Source organism: Aureliella helgolandensis (genome assembly GCF_007752135.1).
Taxonomy (GTDB): Bacteria; Planctomycetota; Planctomycetia; order Pirellulales; family Pirellulaceae; genus Aureliella; species Aureliella helgolandensis.
Map to the genome: position 1 here is coordinate 12,620 of NZ_CP036298.1, position 22,182 is coordinate 34,801.

Annotated in this window: 13 protein-coding genes; 4 read left to right on the forward strand and 9 right to left on the reverse strand. The window is 56.6% G+C overall.

Annotation, left to right across the window (positions count from 1 at the left end):
• Positions 1-43 precede the first annotated feature (43 nt).
• Together Q31a_RS00050 and Q31a_RS00055 are read right to left on the reverse strand one after the other, a co-directional pair.
• Positions 44-655: a sigma-70 family RNA polymerase sigma factor gene (locus Q31a_RS00050; protein ID WP_145072361.1), complete on the reverse strand. Its 612-nt coding sequence runs from the start codon at positions 653-655 to the stop codon at positions 44-46.
• A gap of 48 nt (positions 656-703) precedes the next feature.
• Positions 704-2,356 (reverse strand): hypothetical protein, encoded by a 1,653-nt coding sequence (locus tag Q31a_RS00055; RefSeq protein ID WP_231691003.1) that lies wholly within the window; start codon positions 2,354-2,356, stop codon positions 704-706.
• Positions 2,357-2,714: 358 nt separating this feature from the next.
• On the opposite strand from Q31a_RS00055, the gene Q31a_RS00060 reads away from it, so the two are divergent.
• Both Q31a_RS00060 and hrpA read left to right on the forward strand, forming a co-directional pair.
• Complete coding sequence (locus Q31a_RS00060) at positions 2,715-3,992, forward strand: radical SAM protein (RefSeq protein ID WP_145072365.1); 1,278 nt, start codon at positions 2,715-2,717, stop codon at positions 3,990-3,992.
• Positions 3,993-3,997: 5 nt separating this feature from the next.
• Positions 3,998-8,110 carry an ATP-dependent RNA helicase HrpA gene (hrpA, locus tag Q31a_RS00065; protein WP_145072367.1) on the forward strand — a complete coding sequence of 1,371 codons (4,113 nt, stop codon included), beginning with the start codon at positions 3,998-4,000 and terminating at the stop codon, positions 8,108-8,110.
• Positions 8,111-8,146: 36 nt separating this feature from the next.
• Here hrpA and Q31a_RS00070 read toward each other — a convergent pair whose 3' ends face one another.
• The 5 genes from Q31a_RS00070 to Q31a_RS00090 form a co-directional block, all read right to left on the reverse strand.
• Positions 8,147-9,403 (reverse strand): hypothetical protein, encoded by a 1,257-nt coding sequence (locus tag Q31a_RS00070; protein ID WP_145072369.1) that lies wholly within the window; start codon positions 9,401-9,403, stop codon positions 8,147-8,149.
• Entirely contained in the window at positions 9,400-10,185 is a 786-nt protein-coding gene (locus Q31a_RS00075) for a type IV pilus modification PilV family protein (protein ID WP_145072371.1), read from the reverse strand. The genes Q31a_RS00070 and Q31a_RS00075 overlap by 4 nt, the downstream gene beginning before the upstream one ends.
• Positions 10,182-11,255: a PulJ/GspJ family protein gene (locus Q31a_RS00080; protein ID WP_145072373.1), complete on the reverse strand. Its 1,074-nt coding sequence runs from the start codon at positions 11,253-11,255 to the stop codon at positions 10,182-10,184. The genes Q31a_RS00075 and Q31a_RS00080 overlap by 4 nt, the downstream gene beginning before the upstream one ends.
• Complete coding sequence (locus tag Q31a_RS00085) at positions 11,249-11,905, reverse strand: pilus assembly FimT family protein (protein WP_145072375.1); 657 nt, start codon at positions 11,903-11,905, stop codon at positions 11,249-11,251. Before Q31a_RS00085 ends, Q31a_RS00080 begins: the two co-directional genes overlap by 7 nt.
• Before the next feature lie 423 nt (positions 11,906-12,328).
• Entirely contained in the window at positions 12,329-13,177 is an 849-nt protein-coding gene (locus Q31a_RS00090; RefSeq protein ID WP_145072377.1) for a class I SAM-dependent DNA methyltransferase, read from the reverse strand.
• A 298-nt stretch (positions 13,178-13,475) separates the two neighbouring features.
• On the opposite strand from Q31a_RS00090, the gene gap reads away from it, so the two are divergent.
• Positions 13,476-14,504, forward strand: a complete 1,029-nt coding sequence (gap, locus tag Q31a_RS00095; RefSeq protein ID WP_145072379.1) for a type I glyceraldehyde-3-phosphate dehydrogenase — start codon at positions 13,476-13,478, stop codon at positions 14,502-14,504.
• Between the two features lie 80 nt (positions 14,505-14,584).
• Here the strand turns inward: gap and Q31a_RS00100 are convergent, their stop codons facing one another.
• Entirely contained in the window at positions 14,585-15,085 is a 501-nt protein-coding gene (locus Q31a_RS00100; protein WP_197355957.1) for a TrmH family RNA methyltransferase, read from the reverse strand.
• Between the two features lie 70 nt (positions 15,086-15,155).
• On the reverse strand, positions 15,156-19,388 hold the full coding sequence (locus Q31a_RS00105) for a serine/threonine-protein kinase (protein ID WP_145072381.1): 4,233 nt from the start codon (positions 19,386-19,388) through the stop codon (positions 15,156-15,158).
• 511 nt (positions 19,389-19,899) lie between these two features.
• Here Q31a_RS00105 and Q31a_RS00110 point away from each other — a divergent pair.
• Positions 19,900-22,020, forward strand: coding sequence for an esterase/lipase family protein (locus tag Q31a_RS00110; protein WP_145072383.1), 2,121 nt, complete (start codon positions 19,900-19,902; stop codon positions 22,018-22,020).
• The last annotated feature ends 162 nt before the right edge of the window (positions 22,021-22,182 follow it).

Genomic DNA, 22,182 nt, shown 5'->3' on the forward strand with positions numbered 1-22,182 from the left:
GGAATCGAGGTGAAGCCAGACCCAGCATGGGGTGGAAGAGAGCCTAGGGCTGCGTTCCTGAGGAGCTGTCGGTCAACATTTGCTGGCGGAGGGCGGCTAGGCCGCGTTTGAGCAAGCCAGCCACCGCCATCTCAGACTTGTCCATCGCCTCGGCGATTTGCTTCAGGGACTGGCCTTCGACGTATCGCAAGCGGAGTGCTTCGCGTTGAGTTTCGGGAAGCTGTTCTAGGCAGTTGGCGAGATAAACGCCAGCTTCATCCCGCATCATCCGTTGGCTGGGAGAGGTGGTTTCGGCGGGGGCCAGATCGGTGAACGCGGGACGACTATCGGTCGGATTGTTGGAGACCTCGCGGCCCGCCGATCGCTTCTGGGTGTAGAGATGTCTCTGGTGCGCCGAGGAGACATTGTTGCGGAGGATGTGCCGCAGCCAACCTAACAGCTCTTCGATGTGCTGGCCACGAAAGTTTGGGAGATCGCGCTGGGCTTCGAGAAAAGTGATCTGCACGACATCGGCAGGATCCAAGCGGCCTCGCAATCGGCTGTCGAGGTATCGCGACGCCAGGACGCTCAAATAGGCGCGATAGTCCTCCAACAATTCGCCCAGCGCTTCGGCGTCGCCGGTCTGAGCAGCTTCGAGTAGTTGTTGATGACGCATGCGGCTCACGGGAACAGATCACTCTCGCTATGAAAACGTGTGGGACATTTAGGGAGTCAAACACGGGGGCGGCCCGTACCAGCCCTCTTTTTCAAGGGCGCTTCCTGCCAGTCCAGTGGAAATCAAGTCAGAAAATAGGGGTGAGGTTTGCAGGGCTGATAGGCGCATCGGATCGCGATCTTCAAACCAACGCAGAAGTTGGGGCGCGACCAAGCTCTTGATCAGGTGCCCAGCTTCCATATCGGATCGCAAGTAAAATGCGATGGTGGTTGGAGAAGCGGTGCGTGGGATCTCCTCCGCGGTGTAACCCGCCGCAAAACGGGAAACGCTCCCAAGGAGGGAATTGGACTGTCCGATTCCTACTAGCATGGCTGCTCGCGCGCTCTTCCAGCGCCCAATACTCTTCCAATTTGGCAAATTTACCAATTTCAGTGGGCGTTGGCAGAAATTTCCACCAAAGGTTCCGAGAATCTGAGGACGCCCCAGAACTAATGCTTGAGCATAAGCCATTTCGGGAAAGCCATTGTCGACGATTCCAATCTTTTGAAAATTGGAGTCGTTCAATATATTCGTGGGTGTATGAATCGTGTCCAGACACCCCAGCCCCAAAGCGTCCAAATTCCGCTTGGCTCCGGGAGCAATTTCGGTGGTCGGATAGGGCAATTCGATCCCGGCTCGCTCAAAAGGAATGCGAATCAGATTGGTGCAACTGGCGCTGGGCTGTCCCCAGCTGTCCGGAAAGCGACCGCCACGCGGAATGCGTCGCGACTGGAAGTCGAACGCAATGGTTTCTAGTTCGTCGAGTTGCCGGCTCAGCCGAGGACCGACATCGGCGGGCAAGTCTGTCGGTCGGACCCATTCGGAATACCAACTGAAATTCGGGTTCAGGCCGGTCGTGATCGGCACGCTACGCCATCCCCCTTCGTAGATTTCAATGAGTGAGGGCTGGATCAAGGGCTGCGCCCGGCCGGGCGATGCGACGCGTCGGCTGACGTAGAGCATGGCGTGGGGAGCGAGGCCAGGCTGTGTCAGAAAGCTGTCAAAAATCCCGTCCCCCGGATGATTCAATTCGAAGATGCCAATATCTCCCGAGCGGAGCTCTACACCCCGAATTCGGATGTGATCTGGATCCCCATCCACGAACTGAACCTGTCCCATGGCCGGATTCTGCAACCAGGAGATCGGATCGAGTCGGCTCGTGCCGCGGCTGGGACGCATCCGCCCAATGGGCGGCGGGCCAAGCAACCGGCACGCCTTACCGCTGGGGTCCAAACGCGCCACTGTAGCGTGCAGGATTGGGGCATACGCCGCGTACTCCGCCAGAGTGGCGGCCAATTCCACGGCAGTCTGCCGAGTTCCCCAACGGGTCTGGTTCTCCTGCAGAGTCTTTACACCCCAGTCGGGAATCAGTGATTTGACATGCGGAATGAGTCGCAGCAGGCTTCGATACTCGGCCGTCGAATGCAATTTGCTAGCTTCGCTCTCAAGCAGGAACGCCATGACTTGCTTGGCGAAAAGCGATCGCAGGAGTCGTAGTTCTACCAACCTCGGAGCGTCGACCTGGCCCGCGGCCTGATGGTAGCGGTGATTGACTCGAAGGATGTGCCCCAGCTTCCCGTCGCGTTGAAAATACTCCCGCCACGATTCGCAACTGTCCATCAAACAGCTTGGATCCAACTGAAGAGACTCTACACTTGCCATTTTCAAGACCTCGAACACGTTGATCAATTGAAGCGTACTCTCGACAGCTCATCACAAAACTCGGGCCATTCAACTTCGTTTGTCCGGTTGGCAGTGAGTGATCGCTGAACAGTCATAACACTTTGGGGGGAGAGCCCCGCAGGCTCGCAGCAAAAACAGTACCGAACTCTCAAGCAACGCTTGCCCCTGGGCGGGGTGAACAAGAGGTCCTCGGTTTGTCGCGTTGCAGCTATAATGAATCAGGGTCTCGGTTGTACGCGGCGCACCTCGGCTGATTGTGGCGGTTCTGCAGTTGCCCATTGTTAGAAAACTCAATTGTTGGAAAAACAAGGAAAGTAAACGTAACATGTACCTTCGGATGGCAAAGCGGCTAGCCTGGGAGACCGACAAACGCCTACTTTGGAAGGCAGTCTACCAAGCTGGATGGAAGGGGCTGCGGAGTGTCCAAAAGCACAAAAAGAGACTCAAAAAAGGTGAGTTTTTCCCTCCATTTCTCTATATCTCGATTATCAATAGCTGCAATCTTCGCTGCCAAGGTTGCTGGGTCGACGTGTCGGCCAAGCAGACCAAGATTGATATCGCCGCGCTGAATCGCACCGTTAATGAAGCCAAGGCGATGGGAAACGCGTTTTTCGGCATTTTGGGGGGTGAACCTTTTCTCCACAAAGAGCTGCTCGACTTCCTGGAAGGTCAGCCCGACGCTTACTTCCAAGTCTTTACCAACGGGCATTTTATTACCGACGAAGTCGCCAAACGACTTCGGAAAATGGGCAATGTCACGCCGCTGATTAGCGTCGAGGGCTCGGAGATCGTGAGCGACGAACGACGCGGGCGGGCAGACGTGCTTAACCAGACGATGCAGGGTATTCAAAACTGCCTCAACAACAAAGTTCTGACCGGCGTGTGCACCAGCATCTGCCGTACGAACATTGATGATCTATTGCACCAACGGTGGGTGGACGCGCTCATCGAAATGGGGGTGATGTATTGCTGGTTCCATGTCTATCGACCGATGGGGCCCGAGCCTATGCCTGAATTGGCGTTAAATCCGGAGCAATTGCGGCGGGTGCGGCAATTCGTGGTCGACACGCGAGCCACCAAGCCGATCGTTGTGATTGACGCTTATCACGATGGCGCAGGACAGGCCCTTTGTCCGGCTGCGACGGGATTCACGCACCATGTTGGGCCAGCGGGGGACATTGAACCCTGCCCGATTATTCAATTGGCCACCGAGAGCATCTATGACGAGCGGCCGTTGAAAGAGACGTTCAACAACAGTGAGTTCTTGAGGGATTTTCGAGAGTTGGCGGCCGAGCACACGCGGGGCTGCGTCGTGTTGGAGCGTCCCGATCTGTTGGTGGAATTGGCTAAGAAGCACAACGCTCGCGATACCACTCAGCGGAAGACGTCGATCGCGGAACTGGAGGCGACGGTTCCGCGTCGCTCTCAGTATGTACCCGGCGGCGAAATTCCGGAACGAAGTTGGGCTGTCCGCTTCGCCAAGTGGATCGCCTTCAACGATTTCGGGACGTACACTCAACACTTCAAAGCCGAAAACTGGGTGGATCCAGAAAATGTCGCCACGCAGCCACCTGCAGGCAAGTTGCAATTGCCAGTTGTCACCAAAGATCGTTGAGCAGTATGTCGGGAAGACCCTTGGAGATGCCTGCGGTACTTGAGCAGGTTATGTTGGCGGATCAATTTCGATTGCGCAAGGCGTGGGAGCGATTGCAAGCGGGGCGCGAAAGGGATGCGACCGCAGCGCAGGAAAAGTGGCAAGCTCGGGCAATTGCCTCGGCGGAGCGTCGCGCCCGCCGGGAGGCCAGTTTACCCGCACTGACATTTGACCCCGAACTACCCATTACCGCGCATCGCGAGGAGATTATCGAGCTGCTAAAAACGCGGCAGACGATCGTCGTTTGTGGCGAAACGGGGTCCGGCAAGAGTACGCAGTTGCCCAAACTCTGTCTCGAAGCGGGCTTGGGGATTCGCGGTACTATTGGTCACACGCAACCACGTCGATTGGCGGCCCGCGCCGTATCGAGCCGCCTTGCCGAAGAATTGGGGAGCCGCGTTGGCGAGTTGGTGGGCTTCAAGATACGCTTCACCGATACCACTCAAGGGGAAACGCTGGTCAAGCTCATGACCGACGGGGTCCTACTGGCGGAAACGCAAAGCGATCGATATCTGGAGCAATACGACGCACTGATCATCGACGAAGCCCACGAGCGATCACTGAACATCGATTTTCTGCTGGGCTATTTGCGTCAGCTGTCAGCGCGCAGGCCCGATCTCAAGTTGATCATTACCTCCGCCACGATTGATCCTCAACGATTTGCAGAACACTTCGCGGACGCGCAAGGCCCCGCGCCGATCGTCGAGGTCTCGGGACGGACCTATCCGGTTGAAATGCGTTATCGCCCGGTGCTGGCTGATGAGGAGCGGGGAGAACCCGACGAGGAGCAGCAATTGGTGGCGATCGCCGATGCTGCCGATGAACTGCTGGGGGAGGGACCTGGCGACGTACTCGTGTTCCTGCCCACCGAACGCGATATTCGCTTGGCTGCCAAGCATCTGCGTGGTCATTTCACACGCCTGGGTGGGCAGACCGAAATTCTGCCGCTATACGCGCGACTCAGCCAAGCCGAGCAAAACCGAATTTTTGCAGGGCATGCTGGGCGGCGTATTATTCTGTCTACCAACGTGGCAGAGTCCTCGCTAACGGTTCCCGGCATCCACTATGTGATTGACACGGGACTGGTGCGTATATCGCGCTACGCGCCGCGCAGCAAAGTGCAACGCCTACCGATTGAAGGCGTGTCCCAAGCATCCGCGAATCAGCGTTCCGGTCGCTGTGGCCGCCTCGGACCCGGTATATGCATCCGCCTTTTCTCGGAATCCGACTACCAATCTCGCCCACGTTTCACGACCCCAGAGATTCGCCGTAGCGATTTGGCTAGCGTCCTACTGCAGAGCAAGACTCTGCGACTGGGACCCCTGGAAGAATTTCCGTTGCTTGATCCGCCCAGTACGGAAGCACTCCGCGATGCGAATCGGACGTTGCGGGAATTGAACGCAATCGACGAGCGCAGTGAGTTAACCGCGATCGGAAAGCAGCTGGGGCGACTTCCCTGTGAACCTCGAGTGGGCCGGATGCTGTTGGAAGCCCATCAGCGGGATTGTTTGGCGGAGGTGGTGATCATCGCGGCGGCCATCGAGGGGCAAGACGTGCGGCAACGTCCCGCCGGACAGCGGCCTCAGGCCGATGAGGCGCATGCGGAGTTTGCAGACCCCCATAGTGATTTCTTGAGCTACCTGCGGATTTGGGATTTTTACGAGCACCTACGCTCGGACCTAGGACGCTCGCGTCTGCAACGCGCCCTGAACCAAAAATTCTTGTCATTGCAAGGCTGTCGCGAGTGGTCGGAAATCGTTCGCCAGTTGAAAGATATCTTGGCCGATGCAGGTATCAAAACAGGTGCGCGCAAGTTCCGGTTGCCCAAGATCGACCAGGAATTATTGGAAATCGAAGAGCAGGATCAGCGGGGGCACGGTAAGCAGAAACGTGGTGTCGGTGCCAACAAATCGCAAACCAAAAAGCTAGTCCGTCCGCCGGGTTACGAAGCCATCCACCAGGCGCTGCTAGCAGGATTGTTGAGCGGGGTTGCACAGCGAGGCGACCGCTACGAGTACAAGGCGGCCGGCGGTCTGGGAATTTCACTATGGCCAGGCTCCGGACTATTCAAGCGCAGGCCGCAGTGGATCATGGTCGGCGAGATCGTAGAGACAGCCAAACGCTATGGCCGGACGGTGGCTGAAGTGGACGTCGAGTGGATTGAAAAGGCCGCCGGCTCCCTGTTGAAACACTCCTACAGTGATCCGCATTGGAGTAGCAAGACGGGGGCCGCCATGGTCTACCGCAAGAGCACGCTCTACGGTTTGCCAATCATCGCGGCCCGCCGCGTACAACTGGCCCCCATCGATCGCAGCGGTGCGCGCGACTTGATGATCGAGCATGGTTTGGTCGAAGGCGATTGGAGATGCAATGAACCGTTCTACACGCACAACGCGGAGATGTTGGAAGACATGCATGAGTTGGCGCAACGCACCCGCTCGCGCGACTACATCCTCGATCGCTACCACCTGGCCAATTTTTACAATAGACGCATTCCCGAAAATGTCTTTGACCTGCCAAGTCTGCGGGCCTGGATTCAATCCGAAGCTGGACAGCCCGCGGTGCAGGCGCTGTGGATGCAACCGGAAGATCTACTGGCCAACCAAGTCGAAGCCCCTGCTTTAGAGCAAGGATTCCCAAATACGATTCAACTCGGATTGACCACCCTGCCACTGGAATATCATTTCGAGCCTGGGCATGAGGCCGATGGCGTGACGGTAACGGTGCCTCAAGCCGCATTGCGGCAGATCAGCGACGAGGCGTTGGGGTGGCTGGTGCCTGGGTTGCTGGAGGAAAAGGTCCTGCACCTAATCCGTTCGCTCCCCAAATCGCTACGAACGAATTTCGTGCCGGCGCCGGATGTGGCCAAAGTACTGGCGGCAGAGCTGAGTCAAGTATCGCATGAAAAAGCGTTTTCCCAGGCGCTGTGCGAGGTGATGTCGCAGTACTCGGGCGAGCGCGTCACCGCATCTTGTTTTGATATGCAGAAATTGCCGAACCATTTGCGAATGCAAGTTCGCGTCGTCGACGATGCGGGAACTTTGGTCGACAGTGGTCGCAATATTCCACGCCTGCTCGCCGAATACTCTCCCCCAGAGATCGCCCACCAAGTAAGCAACTCAGGTCGAGACCACCGGGGTGGAGTCGCGGGTTCAAAGACCAAGGGCGGTGGTCAGTCGCAAAAAGAGTCATCCTCGGTGGGAGATTGGACCGATCGACCGGTCACCCCCAATGATTTTGACCAGCTACCTGAGCAGGTCGCGATTCGGCGTGGAGGTTTGATCGTCGCGGCCTTCCCTGCCCTAGTGGATCTCGGTGAACGCGTGGAAATGCGGTTAGCCGACACCCAACAGGAAGCGGAGCGACTTTCGCGGCGCGGGATGATGCGATTGTTGGCGATCAAGCACCACCGATCGCTGCGCTCTCAAGTGGCGAACCTCCCCAAGTTCAGTGAGTGCAGTGTGCGATTGGGGCACTTGATCGCCTCCAAAGATTTGGGACGTCAACTCCAAGATTTGATCATTCGCATTGCGTTGATCGAGGGGCAGCCACTTGTTCGCAAGTCGTATGAATTGGACGCGCTAAACGCTCGGGCTAGCGTGCAGATTTCCATCGCCACTCAAGAGGTTGCGGCCTGGCTCCCCAAGCTGGCGGAGCAAGTGCATGCGCTGCGTCTCAAGCTGGAGAAAGCACCCAGCATGTGGCAAGAGGTATTGGCCGATTTGCAGACCCAGAATGCAGAGCGTTTCTGTGAGGATTTCCTCGTGGTAACACCGTGGCAACAGTTGGCGGAGTACCCTCGCTACCTGCAAGCTGCGGGCATGCGACTTGAGAAACTGACTAAAGGGGGCGTCGCCAAGGACCGATCGGCCAACGCGCCGATCGAGAAAGCAGTGGAGCAATGCCGAGAGTTGCGCAAGAGTGACGCGGCACAATACCTCGAAAATTCCGAACGCTTGGACGAATTGCGTTGGATGATTGAGGAATTGCGTGTCTCCGTATTTGCACAGCAATTGGGTACGAAGCTGAGCGTTTCACCCAAGAAGGTTCAGGCCACCATCGATGCGCTGCGGTGGTGATGCAGAACGCGTGGTTGGCGAATACTCCATTCCCGTTTAGGGCGTTGCCACGCGCCGAATGGAACCACGACCAATTCGCACTGCCTCAAACGTTCGAAATCCCGGCGGAGGGTCCTGCGCAAAGATGTCTCGGTAGATCAGTCTTAGATCACCGTCGCCACGAATCATACCGTAGCTCACTATGGATCCAAAGAATTGGTTGTTGGAGCCGTTGTTGTCGAACGAAACGCGACCGGCTGCGTAGAGCAATCCACGCAGCTCCGATGGATAGGCCGTCGTGGTCGTAGAATCGGTTTGACCTCGGTAGGGCATACCGCTGGGGTTGAGATTCAGCCCCACAGTCGATTCAAGCAGTGGCGTGGCGGTTAGAGACAGGTCGATGTTGCCGTCGGTTAGCAGGATTGGATAATTCGAGATCGAGGCAGTCCAGTGCACGGAGCCGTAAATGCTACAGTCGGCACCTACATTGGTGAGGACTAGGGTGGCGGCGATTCGCGAGTCTGTCACCACAATGGAGCGACCTAAACAATCGATCGAATAGACGCCACTGGAGTTGACCTCTCCCGAGATGGTGTTGTGCGTATTGCTCAGCAGTTGTTCTTCCAGATAGCAATAGCTGCCCGACAATCGCAACAGCGTGGAGTCGATGGGCGTTGCAATATTGCTGTAGTGCTCCAGTACAGAAGCATCGGGTTGCTCTAGGGTACCAATCAAGCCATTCATGCCTCCGTGAATGAGTCCCGCATAGCCTCCGCTCGCGAAACACTCGGCAGTCACATCAGCCTGCCAATCCACACTGACCAGACCAGTGCTGGCGATTGGACCATCAGTGGACCAGGCGCCTTCCGCAGTGATCTCAATGTTGTTGCGCGCGGTGGCGCTATAGTCCAGGCAATTCATTCCCGGCCCACGCGCCTCCAAGGCGGCCCGCCAGGAAAAACTGGATTCCCGTAGACTGGCGGTGACCAGCACATCGCATGGGTCGAGGGAGTTGTCGGCGAGATCGCCGTCGTCATCCAACAAGCGGTAGGTTAGGTTAACGCCATTAACGACTTGTACGGTTGAATCGACGTTATGGGTATGGTTCGTTCGCCAATTCGCATTGGAGTTGATCGACGATACAGCCCATTCCAAACCGGCATCCGCAGCCAGTTGAACGCGGCGGAAATCAGCATCACTGGTAAGTTCTCTGGCATGATGATGCGCCATGGTCAGCGCAGCCATGGCTAGGGAAGCCACCAAGAGACTACTCATCAAAACTGCAATGTAGACCGCTCCGGAGCGATGCATCATGGTGTCAGCTCCTGTTGATTGTGGATTCGAGTACTACCGAACCAGGCGCCCGCGTCCGACTTGAGTTCGAAGTCCACCGATGACAGAAGCGTGCTCGCTGTGGCTTCCGAAGCCGACAGAGTCCCATTGGCATAGCGCAACGTTTCAAAGGCAAACGGGGTTCCGCCGGGGCTGTCTAGTTGCAGCGCAATTCGTTTCAGTAGAGTGGGCGTTCCAGAGCTCAGGCTGGGGTTTGCTTCATTGCAGTAATTAACCGTCACCGTGGCACTCCAGCCGCTGGCGTTCGAGATCGGTTGGCCGTCGAGCATGGTGAGGTCGCTCGATGTCCATCCCTGATAATCGTCGCAGTCATCCCAGGTCGAGCGCGTTGACGATTCGCCAGTCTCGCGTCCCAGCGTGGCTTCAGCATTGACGGTGTCTTCAAAGGGTAGAGAGCTGATTTCTGACAGGAACAACTGGGCCAACATGGCTGCTTGTTGAGCATCCGAACCATGGTGAACCGATTGAACGACCATGGCCATGGAATTGAGTGAGGCCACCAGCGAGATGGAAACCAGCAGTGTGGCGATCGTTACTTCGATGAGGCTAGAACCGGCCCGCTGGCATCCCTTTAGGGAGCAGCAGAGAGATTCGTGCCAAGTAGCCTGCCCGGAGTCGTCAGCCCAATAGAGTCGCACTCGCACTCCTGCTCCTGAGATTGCAGCCAGCGTAGATTTCCAAGGGAACATCACTCCAGGGAAAGGGCGGCTTCCAGGTGTTAAAGATCTCGATCGATTGCTCATGGGCTAAACACCAAGGTAGCGCATCCGTAATTGACATTGCCCGTCAATCGTAAAGTGTCGCCCGGCACGACCCCAGTGTTTGCATTCCGGCAAGCCATGCTCACTCCAGGTAAGAATAGCTGCAATTTCGTTCCAACACAGACATGTCCAGGCAGGTTAGTAGCGTTGTCGCGAGACTGCGAGGTGTAATCGCGAGCAATTGCCCGAATAACGAGCGAATCGTTCTGATAAGCAGTCCCTTCTGGTGCGGTGGCATTGGGGGAGTTCCCGGTTGCTTGCGTATAACTGTCTAGCGAAGCGGTTCCAGTGGGGCTGCTGAAATGTGCAACCAGCACTGTTGCATTTCTGATAGATGGCCAGTCAATCACCAAAGAATTGCCGACAGGCGCAGTGGAGTAGATCGTTCCTAGCGAGGTAGAACTCCTATTTATGTATCCAGCAAAGTTCCACCCGCCAGACAGCGTTGTTGAAGAAGTTGCTCCCGGATCTCCGGAGACAGCGAGCGCGGCCACGAGAAGGTCACCCGCTCGGTACGTGGGAGGAAGCGAGATGGAAAGGCTTCCACTTAAGGCGGTAAACGAGGAAACCTGCGACTGCAGGACGAATTGGCCGGGAGGATCGAATTCTATGGGGGTAGCGGAAGCGACTGATGGGGCCGCGTGCCAATCGAACTCAAATGCGTCAAGATCTTCGGAAGCCTCCAGCCAAGGCCCCGCATTGGTCGACATGGCTAGCGGCTCTCCAGCACCAGCCCAGGCGTAAGAAATTGTTTCGGGTAGAGCGTCTCCGTCTCGATCGCGGACTTGAAACGTGACTGCGTCTGAAGAGCGCCCCGTCACTGCAACGGATTCGGCCAGATCATTGCGGAGTCGATCGAGGGCCGTTTGATTACGAGATACCAGTTGAGTGCGTGTGGTGGCGATCTCCATCGAGCGATTGGCTAGCACAATGGAGGAGGAGATTCCCGCCATAAGGATAGCTGCCGATGCTAGACTAACTACCACTTCTAGCAATTGCATTCCACGCCGTTGCCGCGTTTGCAAACCGCAAGAACGACGAACACCTACCATGAGATCAACCCCTTAATGATTTCGTTAAGCCTATCGACGGTCGACGTGGCCCCGCCTGTGACACCTCCGACTGCCTCTTCGACCACTTCCCCAACCTCCTCAACGACTTCTTCGACGACGCCTTCCTCCTCCCCTTCCTCTGCGGCACTTTGTCCTTCCGGTGTGGGCGTGGAGGTCGTCCCCTGAGCAGCCAAGAGGTCGATAGTCGTGCTTCTGGAGTATCCGTCGAGGGTTAGTAGGCCTGCGCTGAGACGCGCGGAACTCGACGTGGAAACGAGATCTCCTTGAAGATTGATGTCGCAGTCGGGGTTCCCATCCAGATCGATGGCCGAGATGGAGATATTGGGATACTGGGATGAGAAATCGATGAGTCCGGTGGGCCCACCAGCCAACTGGGGTTGTGGGGGAGTCAAGCTAATTGTTTGTCCACCGGCGGGAATCGACAAATGGATCGTTTGGCTGCTGCGGACGGCCGATCGTCGGAGGGCGTTGATGGTTGATTCAATTTCACTGCGCATGGCGCTCAGCTCGGCTCGTTCCACCGACCGACTCCAGCGAGGTACGACCATGGCGGCGCTTATGGCAAGAATCACCGTAGTGGTCACCAATTCGATTAACGTCAGTCCGCTGCGGGTGTGCCCTGCTACCATAGTCTGTCTGTTCCCACTGTAATGTTCTTGGAGCCATCGCCAGCCGCAGTCCGTTGGCTAGCTCCTGGTCAACACCGATACATCCACCGGTGCCTAGACGGGACCCTTGGACTACCATTCGACTGCGGGGGAGTTCCTACGCATGTGGAGGTAGAGAATCTCTCCTCTTCAATCTAGGTCTGCGTTTGGCAAACAGTGGGGAAATCGCCCGCTCTTCGGCGTCAACTTTGCAAGGCAAGCGAGCAACCGCCTGCTGCAGGTTGGAGAATCGTTACGACTGGACTTTTGGGTGGCGGCAGCATGGACTGAGTCTTGGCGTCTACCGTGCTCCGCAGCTGCCCGGTACGGAAGGGAGCGGACACCTTCTGCGGGCGCTTGCAGTGGTGCATCCGCTCACGGGAGGCATACCGAAGAGCGATGCCACTACTGTTGAAAAACCACGGACTGTTGAGAAACCACGGAGGCCGAGCGGTATGCCACCGCAAAAAAGCCTCCAGTTCGGACTCCGAGCACCAAGGGCGAGCGAGGCAGGAGTTTGTCTCCAGCCGGTGAAATGGGTAGAAGAGTAGTACGCTGGAAACCTGCAATCCGCAGGTCTTTTAGCAACTCGCGCTTGCTGTAGATGTGGAGGAACATGGCAGGTAGCCCCCGATAGGCATACACGCGATCTCCAAACTCGCTCTCCCGTTTGCGAACACTGCTCCACCAAGATTTGAGCAACCAGCTTGAGCCGCCGGGATCCAGCAGGCTGTGATATCGATTGTGGACATGCACCAACAGGGAACCGGAGGGAGCGAGTGAGTCGAAAGCACCCTTCAAAAACTGTTGCCGATGCTTGCGTCCACGAATCATGCCTAGACTGCTGAATAGGCAGACTCCCATGTCGATGCTTTCAGGGGGCACCACCCGCCCGACATCGACCAAGTTGGCTTGCATGGACTGTGCCATGTGTTGGTAGGAAACGGGAATTTTGGCTTCCACCTCCCGCAACATGGCTTGGCTCAGGTCGATATTCAGCAGGCGATAGCCGAGAGGTAGTAGTTGCAGGGCGACCCGACCGGTACCGCAGCCGAAGTCGGCCACGGTGGGTGCATGCGGCGGGGTGACTGGCGGCAAGTACTGCTGCAAAACCTGCAGATCGAGCTGCATCAGGGCACTATCGCTAAAGTACGCATCGTATTGCTGAGCAATTTGGGGCGACTGGAGGTAGTCCCAAGTCCCTCGACTGACCCCCGTGGGGAGCTGCCACGACGGTTTTTGTGGAGTTCGCATTGATGTTTTCCTGAAACCCTATAAACCCTCGAAAACGGCTAACGGTGCGCAGTAGTCCGCAGTCGCACAATAAAGGTATCTAAGGCACCTTCTGGAGGAGCTGCCGGACGGTTTGCCGGCTTGCTCGGCAGGCGTACCTCTCCAGAATTTCGCTGGACGTTGCTGGTTTGACTAGGCAAAAGTATAATCGCCACCCGATTACCGCAAATGTATGCAGCCTGAGGAGTCTATCGCCCTGGGCTGATTCGGTTCTAGCCGATACCGTAACAGTGGATAGTACAACTCAGGAGAATTTATCGTGGCAATTCGAGTCGCAATTAATGGTTTTGGCCGTATTGGCCGGCTTACTTTTCGCAATCTCATGCAGAGAAGTGATGAGTTCGAAGTGGTTGCAGTCAACGATTTGACCGACAACAAAATGCTGGCCACGCTGCTGAAGTACGACAGTATTCACGGTCGTTATGACGGCGACGTCAGTTCCACCGATACCCACCTAGTTGTCAATGGCAAGGAAATCTTGTGCACCGCGGAACGCGATCCTGCCAAGCTGCCTTGGAAGGAAAACAAGGTAGACATCGTTATCGAAAGTACGGGTATCTTCACCGCCCGCAGCACCGATAAGAAAGCTGGCTACGACACACACCTTGCAGCCGGTGCCAAGAAGGTCGTGCTCAGCGCTCCTGCCAAGGATGGAGCTGACCTGACCTGCGTGATTGGTGTCAATGACTCCAAGCTGACCGCAGACATGAATTGCATTTCCAATGCAAGTTGCACCACCAACTGTCTAGCGCCAATCGCCAAGGTATTGAACGATACGTTCGGTATTGAAAGCGGATTGATGACGACCGTTCACGCATACACCAATGACCAAAATGTGCAGGATTTGCCGCACAGCGATCCCTACCGCGCACGGGCCGCCGCTCAGAACATCATCCCCACTTCGACCGGTGCTGCTTCAGCCGTTGGCTTGGTGATCCCCGAGTTGAAGGGCAAGCTCACCGGAATCGCCATGCGCGTTCCAGTGGCTACCGGTAGTGTCGTCGACTTGACCGTCAACCTGGGCAAAGAGGCGTCTGCTGAAGAAATCAACGCCGCCATGAAGAAGGCCGCTGATGGCCCTCTGAAGGGAATTCTGTGCTACACCGAAGACCCAATTGTGAGCTCGGACATCATCGACGATCCTCATAGCTCGATCTTCGCTGCCGACTTTACCCAAGTCCTCGGTGGCAAGGGTAAGTTGGTCAAGGTTGTCAGCTGGTACGACAACGAGTGGGGCTATAGCTGCCGCACAGCAGACCTGTGTGCTCTGCTCTCCAAGATGCTGTAGTCTTCGCTACGCGAGAACCTATAGATTCATCGAACACGTTCCTGGAATTCATTCTAGGAGCGTGTTTTTTTATGCGCCAGCTATCCGTTGGGAAACTGTCGGCAATATTCGTAGACTGCCATGGTCGTAGCGGTGACCACGTTGTAACTGGCTGGTTGGCCGTAGACGGGGATCTCGACCACATCGTCGAGGCAATCCAAGATTTCTTGCGAGAGTCCCTCGCGTTCGGCACCGATGACTAAGGCAGTTCGTTGTGCAAATTGATACTCATACAACGATTGTGAGTTGGTCGTTTGTTCTAAACCGACGCACCGGAAACCATCCTCGCGCAATCGCTTGAGAACCGGTGGGAGCGTGCGAGGCGAGGCGACTTTGACCACATCGGCGGCATCGCGCGCGATGGTCCGGTCCACTTTTCCCGGTCCGCAATGGATGATTTCGGTAAGTCCGCTACAGCCCGCCAGTCGGACCATGCGACTCAAGTTGACGCTGCTTCTCAGCGGTGCAGAGACTAGAATCAGCGATCGCGGACCGACTAGGTCTCTGGGGGGCTTATGGCGAATGTGCTCGAATTTCGGCATTGAAATTCTCGGCCTTGAGAATCGAGAGATGGAGGAGCAGAGGCTAGGTGAACGGCAGATTATAAGGGACTCACCTGTCCTTGTCCTGTTCCGTTCTACCCCGCTGTTCGAAGTCGAGTGCGTTGGTGGGGTGGGGCTGGTTCGTCTTGCCGTTGGCAGCGGAGTGGGGCAAGGGAAGGATCACATTCAGCAACCGTTCTGGAGCAATGCATCCCTGTTGAACTAGACGCTGCTGGGCAATATCGCAAAGGTTTTTTCCAGCACTGCTCGGATGGTAAATGCCTTGGTGCCACGCCAACGCAAGGGCCATTAAACGCAATCCATGGGATTCAAGCTCCGTGACAACCGCGTCCCATTGCTGCTGTGGCGCTACCTGCCCAGCCGCAGCATCGGTGGCCAACAGAAATGCTTTTCCGTAGGCGACAAATCCACCTTCCTCGAGTTTCAGCATGCGTCTTGCGCCGCGCCGCGCTTTGGATAACCACTGCTCACGCTGTTGCGGGTTCTGACGCGCACTCAACATGTTGCAACAAGTACGGATGCTGTAGGCCAGCCAGCGGTAGTGGTTGGATTGCATCGACAGAGATTGTTTGAGTGGTTTCCAATCCTCCCAAAGGATCTTCTGCGCCACTGCCGGATTGTCTTCATAGAGCGCCTGTTGTACGCGTGACAACCATAAGAAAAAGCGGGGCGATTGAAAGGGCTGATTGGCCGCCGATTGTTCGGCAAGGGCGATTGATTCACGGGCTAAATCAATCCGATCCAGAACGAGATCGGCCCAGTGGGATGCAATGATCTGCGTCCAGAAGGTTGGCATGGGGTCTTCACGTCTCTGAGCGCTCGTCCGCAGCGCCGACGTGTATTGGATCAACTCCTGGAGATCGTTCATGTACCAGTAGCAGCCCATGATGCACCATTTCAGGAACTGCTGTTCCCACACCGAACTCTCTGGGCTGAGCTCGTAGTACCGTAGAGAGCGGCTGCCGCTGTGGAGGCCCTTGCTGAAATTGCCTCTCTGGATGTGCCACACACAGCGACCAAGATTTGCGATTGCCTGGGCGTGCGTCGAGCCGCTCCTGGTCGCCATCCGGCAAGCCAATCGAAGACGCTTGGCGGCGATGATTCTCCAGCTGCGGCCGCCGAAAGAGAGGACAATGGAGGAGCGAAGGATGGCTTGTGAGCGATCGACGAGTGTACCCTGCAGTCGGGCAAGCCGGTCCAATTTTAAAATCAGTTCGGGGCCGAGCTGATTGTCGAGGAAGGCAAGTGGCGTTGCGATGCGGTTCAGGCAGCGTTGAATATTGCTGAACTCCGTGTTCTGCAGCTGTTCCGGTAGATCGTCCATCGGCTTGCTGAGCGCGCACCGAATGGCGCCGATACGCATCTTGATGCGAGTGAGAGGTGAGTGGGTCCACGGGGTGATATCGAGTTTTTCCAGAGCTCCGCGAAGCCGTTGTAGCCCCTTGGCTGGCTGCCCGGCTTGCACCCACTGCTCCCCTGCCAAGCATTCGAGATACAGCGCGTCCCGCGGATCGCACCGCGTTAGTAGAGAATCGTAAATGATGGCGGCGCGCTGCGACCTGCCAAGGGCCGCTAAGCAATCCGCAGTCATCCGCTCGACTTGGATTTTCTCGCTTGGCTTGCGATCGGCACTGGGGTGCGCGGCGCGTTCGAGTAGAGTCAACGTTTCTTCGTTGGCTCCCGAGGAGATCGCAAGACGCGCTGCTTCCAAGTAACAAGCCGCCGCTTCCCGGAAACGCTCCGCCGACCAATAGTGTCCCGCCAAACGCGCCCAATTGGGAGGTGATTCGCTAGAGAGGATTCTGGCGAGCCGGTAGTGGCGGCGCTGCAGGCGGTCCTTGGGCAATTCCTGCAAAATCACGCGTCGGAAATTTTGGTGGGCAATCTCCACCTCAGATTCGCCACGGTGGGATTGAATCCACTTTTGCGACCGGAGTAAATTCAACGCTTGCTGCAGATCGTGCGGCAGAATGCGAGTGACCATCTGCAATTGATGGAGCCCAAGAGCTTGACTGGATACGGCCAGGTATTGCAACACGACTTCAGCTTCCATGGTCAGCCCAGCAAATCGCCGTTGCAAAGCAATGCGACCAGCGGCCGTGTGCGAAGTGTCAGCGGGAGGGGCTGCGGTGGGCTGTACGGCCATCACATGCGGGTGGGCGAGTTCGTGTAGTAGGACCGGATTCCCCTCAGACCGAAGCGCGAGTTCTTGCAACAGGTGCGGAGCTAACGAGACGTCAGACTCCTCGGCCCATCTGCGGAGCAGCTCCAGGCGAGTTTCCATGGATAGAGGCGATAATTCGATGGCCTGCACTCCCTCCAGCGCAGAATCGGGACTTACATCGAAAAATTGCGAGGGTGGAATCGAAGGTTGAAGTTCATCCACGAAAACCAGCATGCCTTTGAATCGGGACTCAGGCCGTAGTAAATGCGACAGGGCGCGTCGGCTTTCGAGATCGGACCAATGCGCATCGTCGATGGTTAATACCATCGGACGCTCGCAACTCAAGTCCTCTAGCCAGAGCACCAGAGAACGCAGCGCCGCTTCCCGCGTTTCCGCATCGTGCGCGGACGGTGTAAAGGCGGCAGTTGGCTGCGGTGTGTCGTCAATCAATTGCGTAACCTGAGGCAGGAGCTTCCGAATGGATCCGACATGTTGCCGTAGCGACGGTTGCCAGCGTTCGGTGGGAATGCTGCGCAGAAGGATGGACAACTCTTGCAATAGGGAATTGAGCAAGCGAACCGGGGTATGGTCTTGGTGGTAACAACGCAGCGGCACAACTAGGTAATGCGTCGGATCGACCGTTTTAAGCCAGCGACGGAGCAATTCCGTTTTTCCGAGACCGGATTCACCGCGCAGTAGAATGCAGGCCGGGCGTTGGTGCATGGAGGTTTGTAGGGCCAGATCAAGAGCCTGCAATTCCTCGTCGCGGCCAGTAAAAGAGAGACCGCTCGATGGCTGAGACCCCACGGGAATGGTGCCCCCCAGGGCTTCGATGACTTGACTGCCCGACGGTCGGTCAGAAGCGACGTTGGATAACAAGCGGAAACACAGCTGCTGTAATTCTTCGGGGGCCTCCTTGAGACGCGATTCGAATTGTTCGACATCGAGATTGTAGGTTTTGTGATCCCCTGTAGCAGAGTCTTGCACTTGAATGGGAGGGTAGCTGTCGGTCATGACTTCATACATCATGACGCCAAAACTATACCAATCGCTAGCCGGACTTGGAAATTGTCGGTTTAGTAGCTCAGGTGCCATGTATTGCAACGTTCCCACCATGGGATTGTTGTCTCCGGTTCGGATGGCTAATCCTAAATCGAGTACCACAGCCCTACGACGCGGTGAGATCATGACATTCGAACTCTTGATGTCACAGTGCAGCACATCGTTCTGGTGGAGGTAGTGGGTGGCCGAGGCCGCTTGGCTCAGCACACTCTTTAGCCTTCTCCAACTCTTCGCGGCGTTCTGTGGCTGCCGTTTGAACCAGTCGCGGATGGTGTCGCCTTCTACCAGCTCCATCGAAAAATAGCGCAAGTCCCCATCGCTAAAGGCGTCGTAGAGCTGCACCAAATTCGGATGCGATAGGTGTGACAGCCAGCGGAACTCGGCAATGAAGCGGTCCACACTCCAGGCATCCGTGCGGCGCATGACTTTGACCGCTACCTGGGCGATGCTCCGCAAATCCAGTGCGGTATGGACAAACCCCATGCCTCCTTTGCCGATCATTTTGAGCAGCAGGAAGTACCCCAAATTCATGCGCAGTGGATCTAGGTGGATGGAGGCAGAGACCTGACTCTCTTTTACAGTCGAGTCGTTGTATTTTGCGCCACGCAACGGCTCGGCAGTCGGTTTCATGCCGCTCAGCCGATTCTCCGCCAATTCCAGGAGCTGGATGAGGCGGTCCTGCGGTTGCGCACAAAGCTGGACATACGATTCAGGATTGGGGGGCAACCGATCATGGCGCAGCCGCAGTGCATACTCGAGCAATACCAGACGGATCATCAGTTCGGAGTCCTGCGCCAACTCCGGGTATTGCATGGCGAACAGGTGCACCGATGGTCGAACGCGTTCGTCGTCGTCGAGCGACGGATCCAACCGACGGGTTAAATCCGTAGTCGGTGGGCGGTAGGCGTACTCCAGTTCGGCGGCGAGAAGCCGCGTAAGCAATTCTAAGCGTCGCTGCTCGTGGACTCGCTCTAGGTAAGCGGCGTAGGTCGCAGGCGCGAAACCCATCCAATTCCGACGGAACTCGTTTTCGATGTCAGCTAGATCGAGTTCCACGGTTATCGCCTCAGGAGTGGGGCCTCAGAAATAGGGGAGTGGGCCATTATGAGTGGTTGGGACGCGATGTAAAACAAGGTACTAGGCAAAATGACCAAATCGGCTGCCTTGGTGGGTTGGATTGACCATGCCGCCGCAATCGGAGCAGAGCGAGTCACTCGTCCACAGATTTAACCTGCTCCTACGCGGTTTCGGGCTCCCGCCTGGGGCGGCTCCACAGGAGTCTTCAGCCCTGCTCTATCCCTCTCTGGGGCCGCGTCAACCATTTTCGCCCCGCTCAATCCTCTCGCCACTCAGCAGCAGGAGTCCTTAGACGGGCGATCCACGAAAAGTGCGAAATGCTGGTATTGGAATCGGCATTGACCCTGATCGTTGCCAATGGCTACTGTTCGCCTGCACAGAGGCTTGTCTCATTTCTGCTGCGCAAGCTATGGCGACACACAACGATCCTGTTTCGCGCGGAAGGTAACGGCGATACGTCTTCAGAACACCCATGTAGTTCCTTATCAGCATGCCCAACGACTTCACCCGACCTAGCCAGCAACCGCGTACCACGCCCGGTGGATGGTTGCGCAGTTGGTGCCTTCTGGTGTGCGTCTACAGTGTTGCGATCGGCGGCGGTTGTGCTACGCAGCGCTTCCTCATTCATCGCGATGTGCCTGCCAATCCGCTCAATGCCCAGTTGGAGTTGTTGACGCGGTCGGGCCCGAAGATTACCTCACGGACCGATTCGGTACTCCGCCGCTACGCGCTCAGTGACTTGTATGAAACGGAACCCCGCCGGTGCTTGGAGGAAATGCAGTCGCTGCTCGAATCCGAAACCGAGGGAGAATTGGTTTACGGCGTTAGCGAACTGGCCTATATCTTGGGCAAGCGCCAGGAAAAGAATCATCACGAACCGGAAGCGCTCGATTTGTACGCGATTGCCGTTAGCAACGCCTACATGTACTTGTTTTCCAATGAATTCGATGTGGTCCGGAATCCCTACGATCCCCAATTTCGAGGCGCATGCGACCTCTACAACGAGTCGCTCGAAGCGACCCTGCGGCTCATCAATCGAGATGGACACCTGAAGCCGGGCTACAGCTACCAACTCACCACCGGCACCCAAACTTACGAAGTGCCCGTCCAGGTCCGCGGGAAGTGGGGGAACGCCGATTTCGAACGCTTCGAATTCGTAAGCGACTATGAGCTGGAGGGATTGCCCGCATCGGGGCTGACCTACGGATTGGGCGTTCCCTTGATCGCCGTCCGTAAGAAAGGGGATCCGTCCGACCCCCGCGAACAATACTATCCAGACGGCTTGAGCTTTCCCGTAACGGCGCTGCTGCGAGTGGTGAAACCGGGAAGTATGCCAGGCAGCGGCGCGGTTCGTCGGCATCATTGTGTCTTGGAATTGCACGATCCCCTAGACGCGGTCGATCTGTCACTCGCCGGACGCTTGGTCCCTCTGCAGACCGACCTGAGCACGTCGCTGGCCTATTTCCTCGATAGTGATCAATTTAGGGAAACGGACCAAGCCACGCTCGGATTGATTGACCCTCAGCGGTCGCAGAAGCATCGCGGCATCTTCATGCTCGAGCCCTTCGACCCGAAGCGTATTCCGGTCGTGATGGTCCACGGGCTTTGGTCCAGTCCCGTAACGTGGATGCCTATGTTCAACGATTTGCGGAGCTTTGCCAAGATTCGCGAAAATTACCAGTTCTGGTTCTACCAATACCCTACCGGCCAGCCCTTTTGGAGCAGTGCCACGCAGATGCGTGAAGACCTCACCGCACTGCGCCAGCAATTGGATCCCGACCACCGCTACCAGGCGCTGGATTACACGGTCCTAGTAGGGCATAGTATGGGCGGTCTCGTCAGTCGCATGCAGACGATCGACAGCGGGGATCAGTTCTGGCAAATTATGAGCGAAGAGCCCTTCGAAAAAATCAACGGAAATCCCGAGGCCTTGGCCAAATTGCATAAGGCGGCTTATTTTAAGGCCAGTCATGACATCAAACGTGTCGTGACGATTGGAACGCCGCACCGCGGCAGCGACTACGCCAACGATACGACACGTTGGTTGGGACGGAAATTGATTCGCTTGCCGACCATGATGGTTGCGACAACGCAAGACTTGGTCAACCAAAACCCAGGTGTTTTCCTGAATGCGGATTTGCTGATTAACAGCACGAGTATCGATTCCTTGAGTCCCGAATCGCCAGTCTTCCCAGTGATGTTGCGAGCGCCACGACCCGATTGGGTGACCTATCACAATATCATCGGGCTCAACCCGACACGGAGTTGGTTAGGCACCGAGAAGGAAGCGACCGGAGATGGAGTGGTAGAGTACGGGAGCGCTCACATGGATGATGTGGTGAGTGAAATCACCGTCAAATCGGAGCATCAGAATATTCATCGCCATCCCCAAGCGATTCTAGAGGTACGGCGTATTTTGCTTGAGCATCTCGATTCCGTCCAAGCGGAGTATCGAGTTGCACAGCGATTGGCCCAATTAGAAGCACAGCGGGCTTCCGAGCCTGTATTGGCAGCCAGTAGTGAACGGCGGGCTGCCACTCCTGGACTACCTCCCCTGGCTGATCCGCGTCCTCGGGCCGCCGTGGTGCAGGCGACCTACGCTCAAGAGTAACGCGTTCAAGGGCAATTTGTGCAGACAAAGGGAGAGTTTCTTCCCAGTCCTTGTTAAACTTGAATGTTCTGGGACGGCTGACTGCTTCAGCTCCCACTCCCCTGCCCTACCCCGCTCCACATCCTTGGTCGAGAGGTGGGCTGCCGCTGTTCATCCCCAATC

What these genes read in the sequence shown, in the direction of transcription:
- Q31a_RS00080 (WP_145072373.1), bottom strand. Translation starts at nt 11,255, where the DNA reads ATGGTAGGTGTTCGTCGTTCTTGCGGTTTGCAAACGCGGCAACGGCGT.
- Q31a_RS00100 (WP_197355957.1), bottom strand. Translation starts at nt 15,085, where the DNA reads ATGCCGAAATTCGAGCACATTCGCCATAAGCCCCCCAGAGACCTAGTC.
- Q31a_RS00075 (WP_145072371.1), bottom strand. Translation starts at nt 10,185, where the DNA reads ATGAGCAATCGATCGAGATCTTTAACACCTGGAAGCCGCCCTTTCCCT.
- Q31a_RS00090 (WP_145072377.1), bottom strand. Translation starts at nt 13,177, where the DNA reads ATGCGAACTCCACAAAAACCGTCGTGGCAGCTCCCCACGGGGGTCAGT.
- Q31a_RS00070 (WP_145072369.1), bottom strand. Translation starts at nt 9,403, where the DNA reads ATGATGCATCGCTCCGGAGCGGTCTACATTGCAGTTTTGATGAGTAGT.
- Q31a_RS00085 (WP_145072375.1), bottom strand. Translation starts at nt 11,905, where the DNA reads ATGGTAGCAGGGCACACCCGCAGCGGACTGACGTTAATCGAATTGGTG.
- Q31a_RS00050 (WP_145072361.1), bottom strand. Translation starts at nt 655, where the DNA reads ATGCGTCATCAACAACTACTCGAAGCTGCTCAGACCGGCGACGCCGAA.
- Q31a_RS00055 (WP_231691003.1), bottom strand. Translation starts at nt 2,356, where the DNA reads ATGGCAAGTGTAGAGTCTCTTCAGTTGGATCCAAGCTGTTTGATGGAC.
- hrpA (WP_145072367.1), top strand. Translation starts at nt 3,998, where the DNA reads ATGTCGGGAAGACCCTTGGAGATGCCTGCGGTACTTGAGCAGGTTATG.
- Q31a_RS00060 (WP_145072365.1), top strand. Translation starts at nt 2,715, where the DNA reads ATGGCAAAGCGGCTAGCCTGGGAGACCGACAAACGCCTACTTTGGAAG.
- Q31a_RS00110 (WP_145072383.1), top strand. Translation starts at nt 19,900, where the DNA reads ATGCCCAACGACTTCACCCGACCTAGCCAGCAACCGCGTACCACGCCC.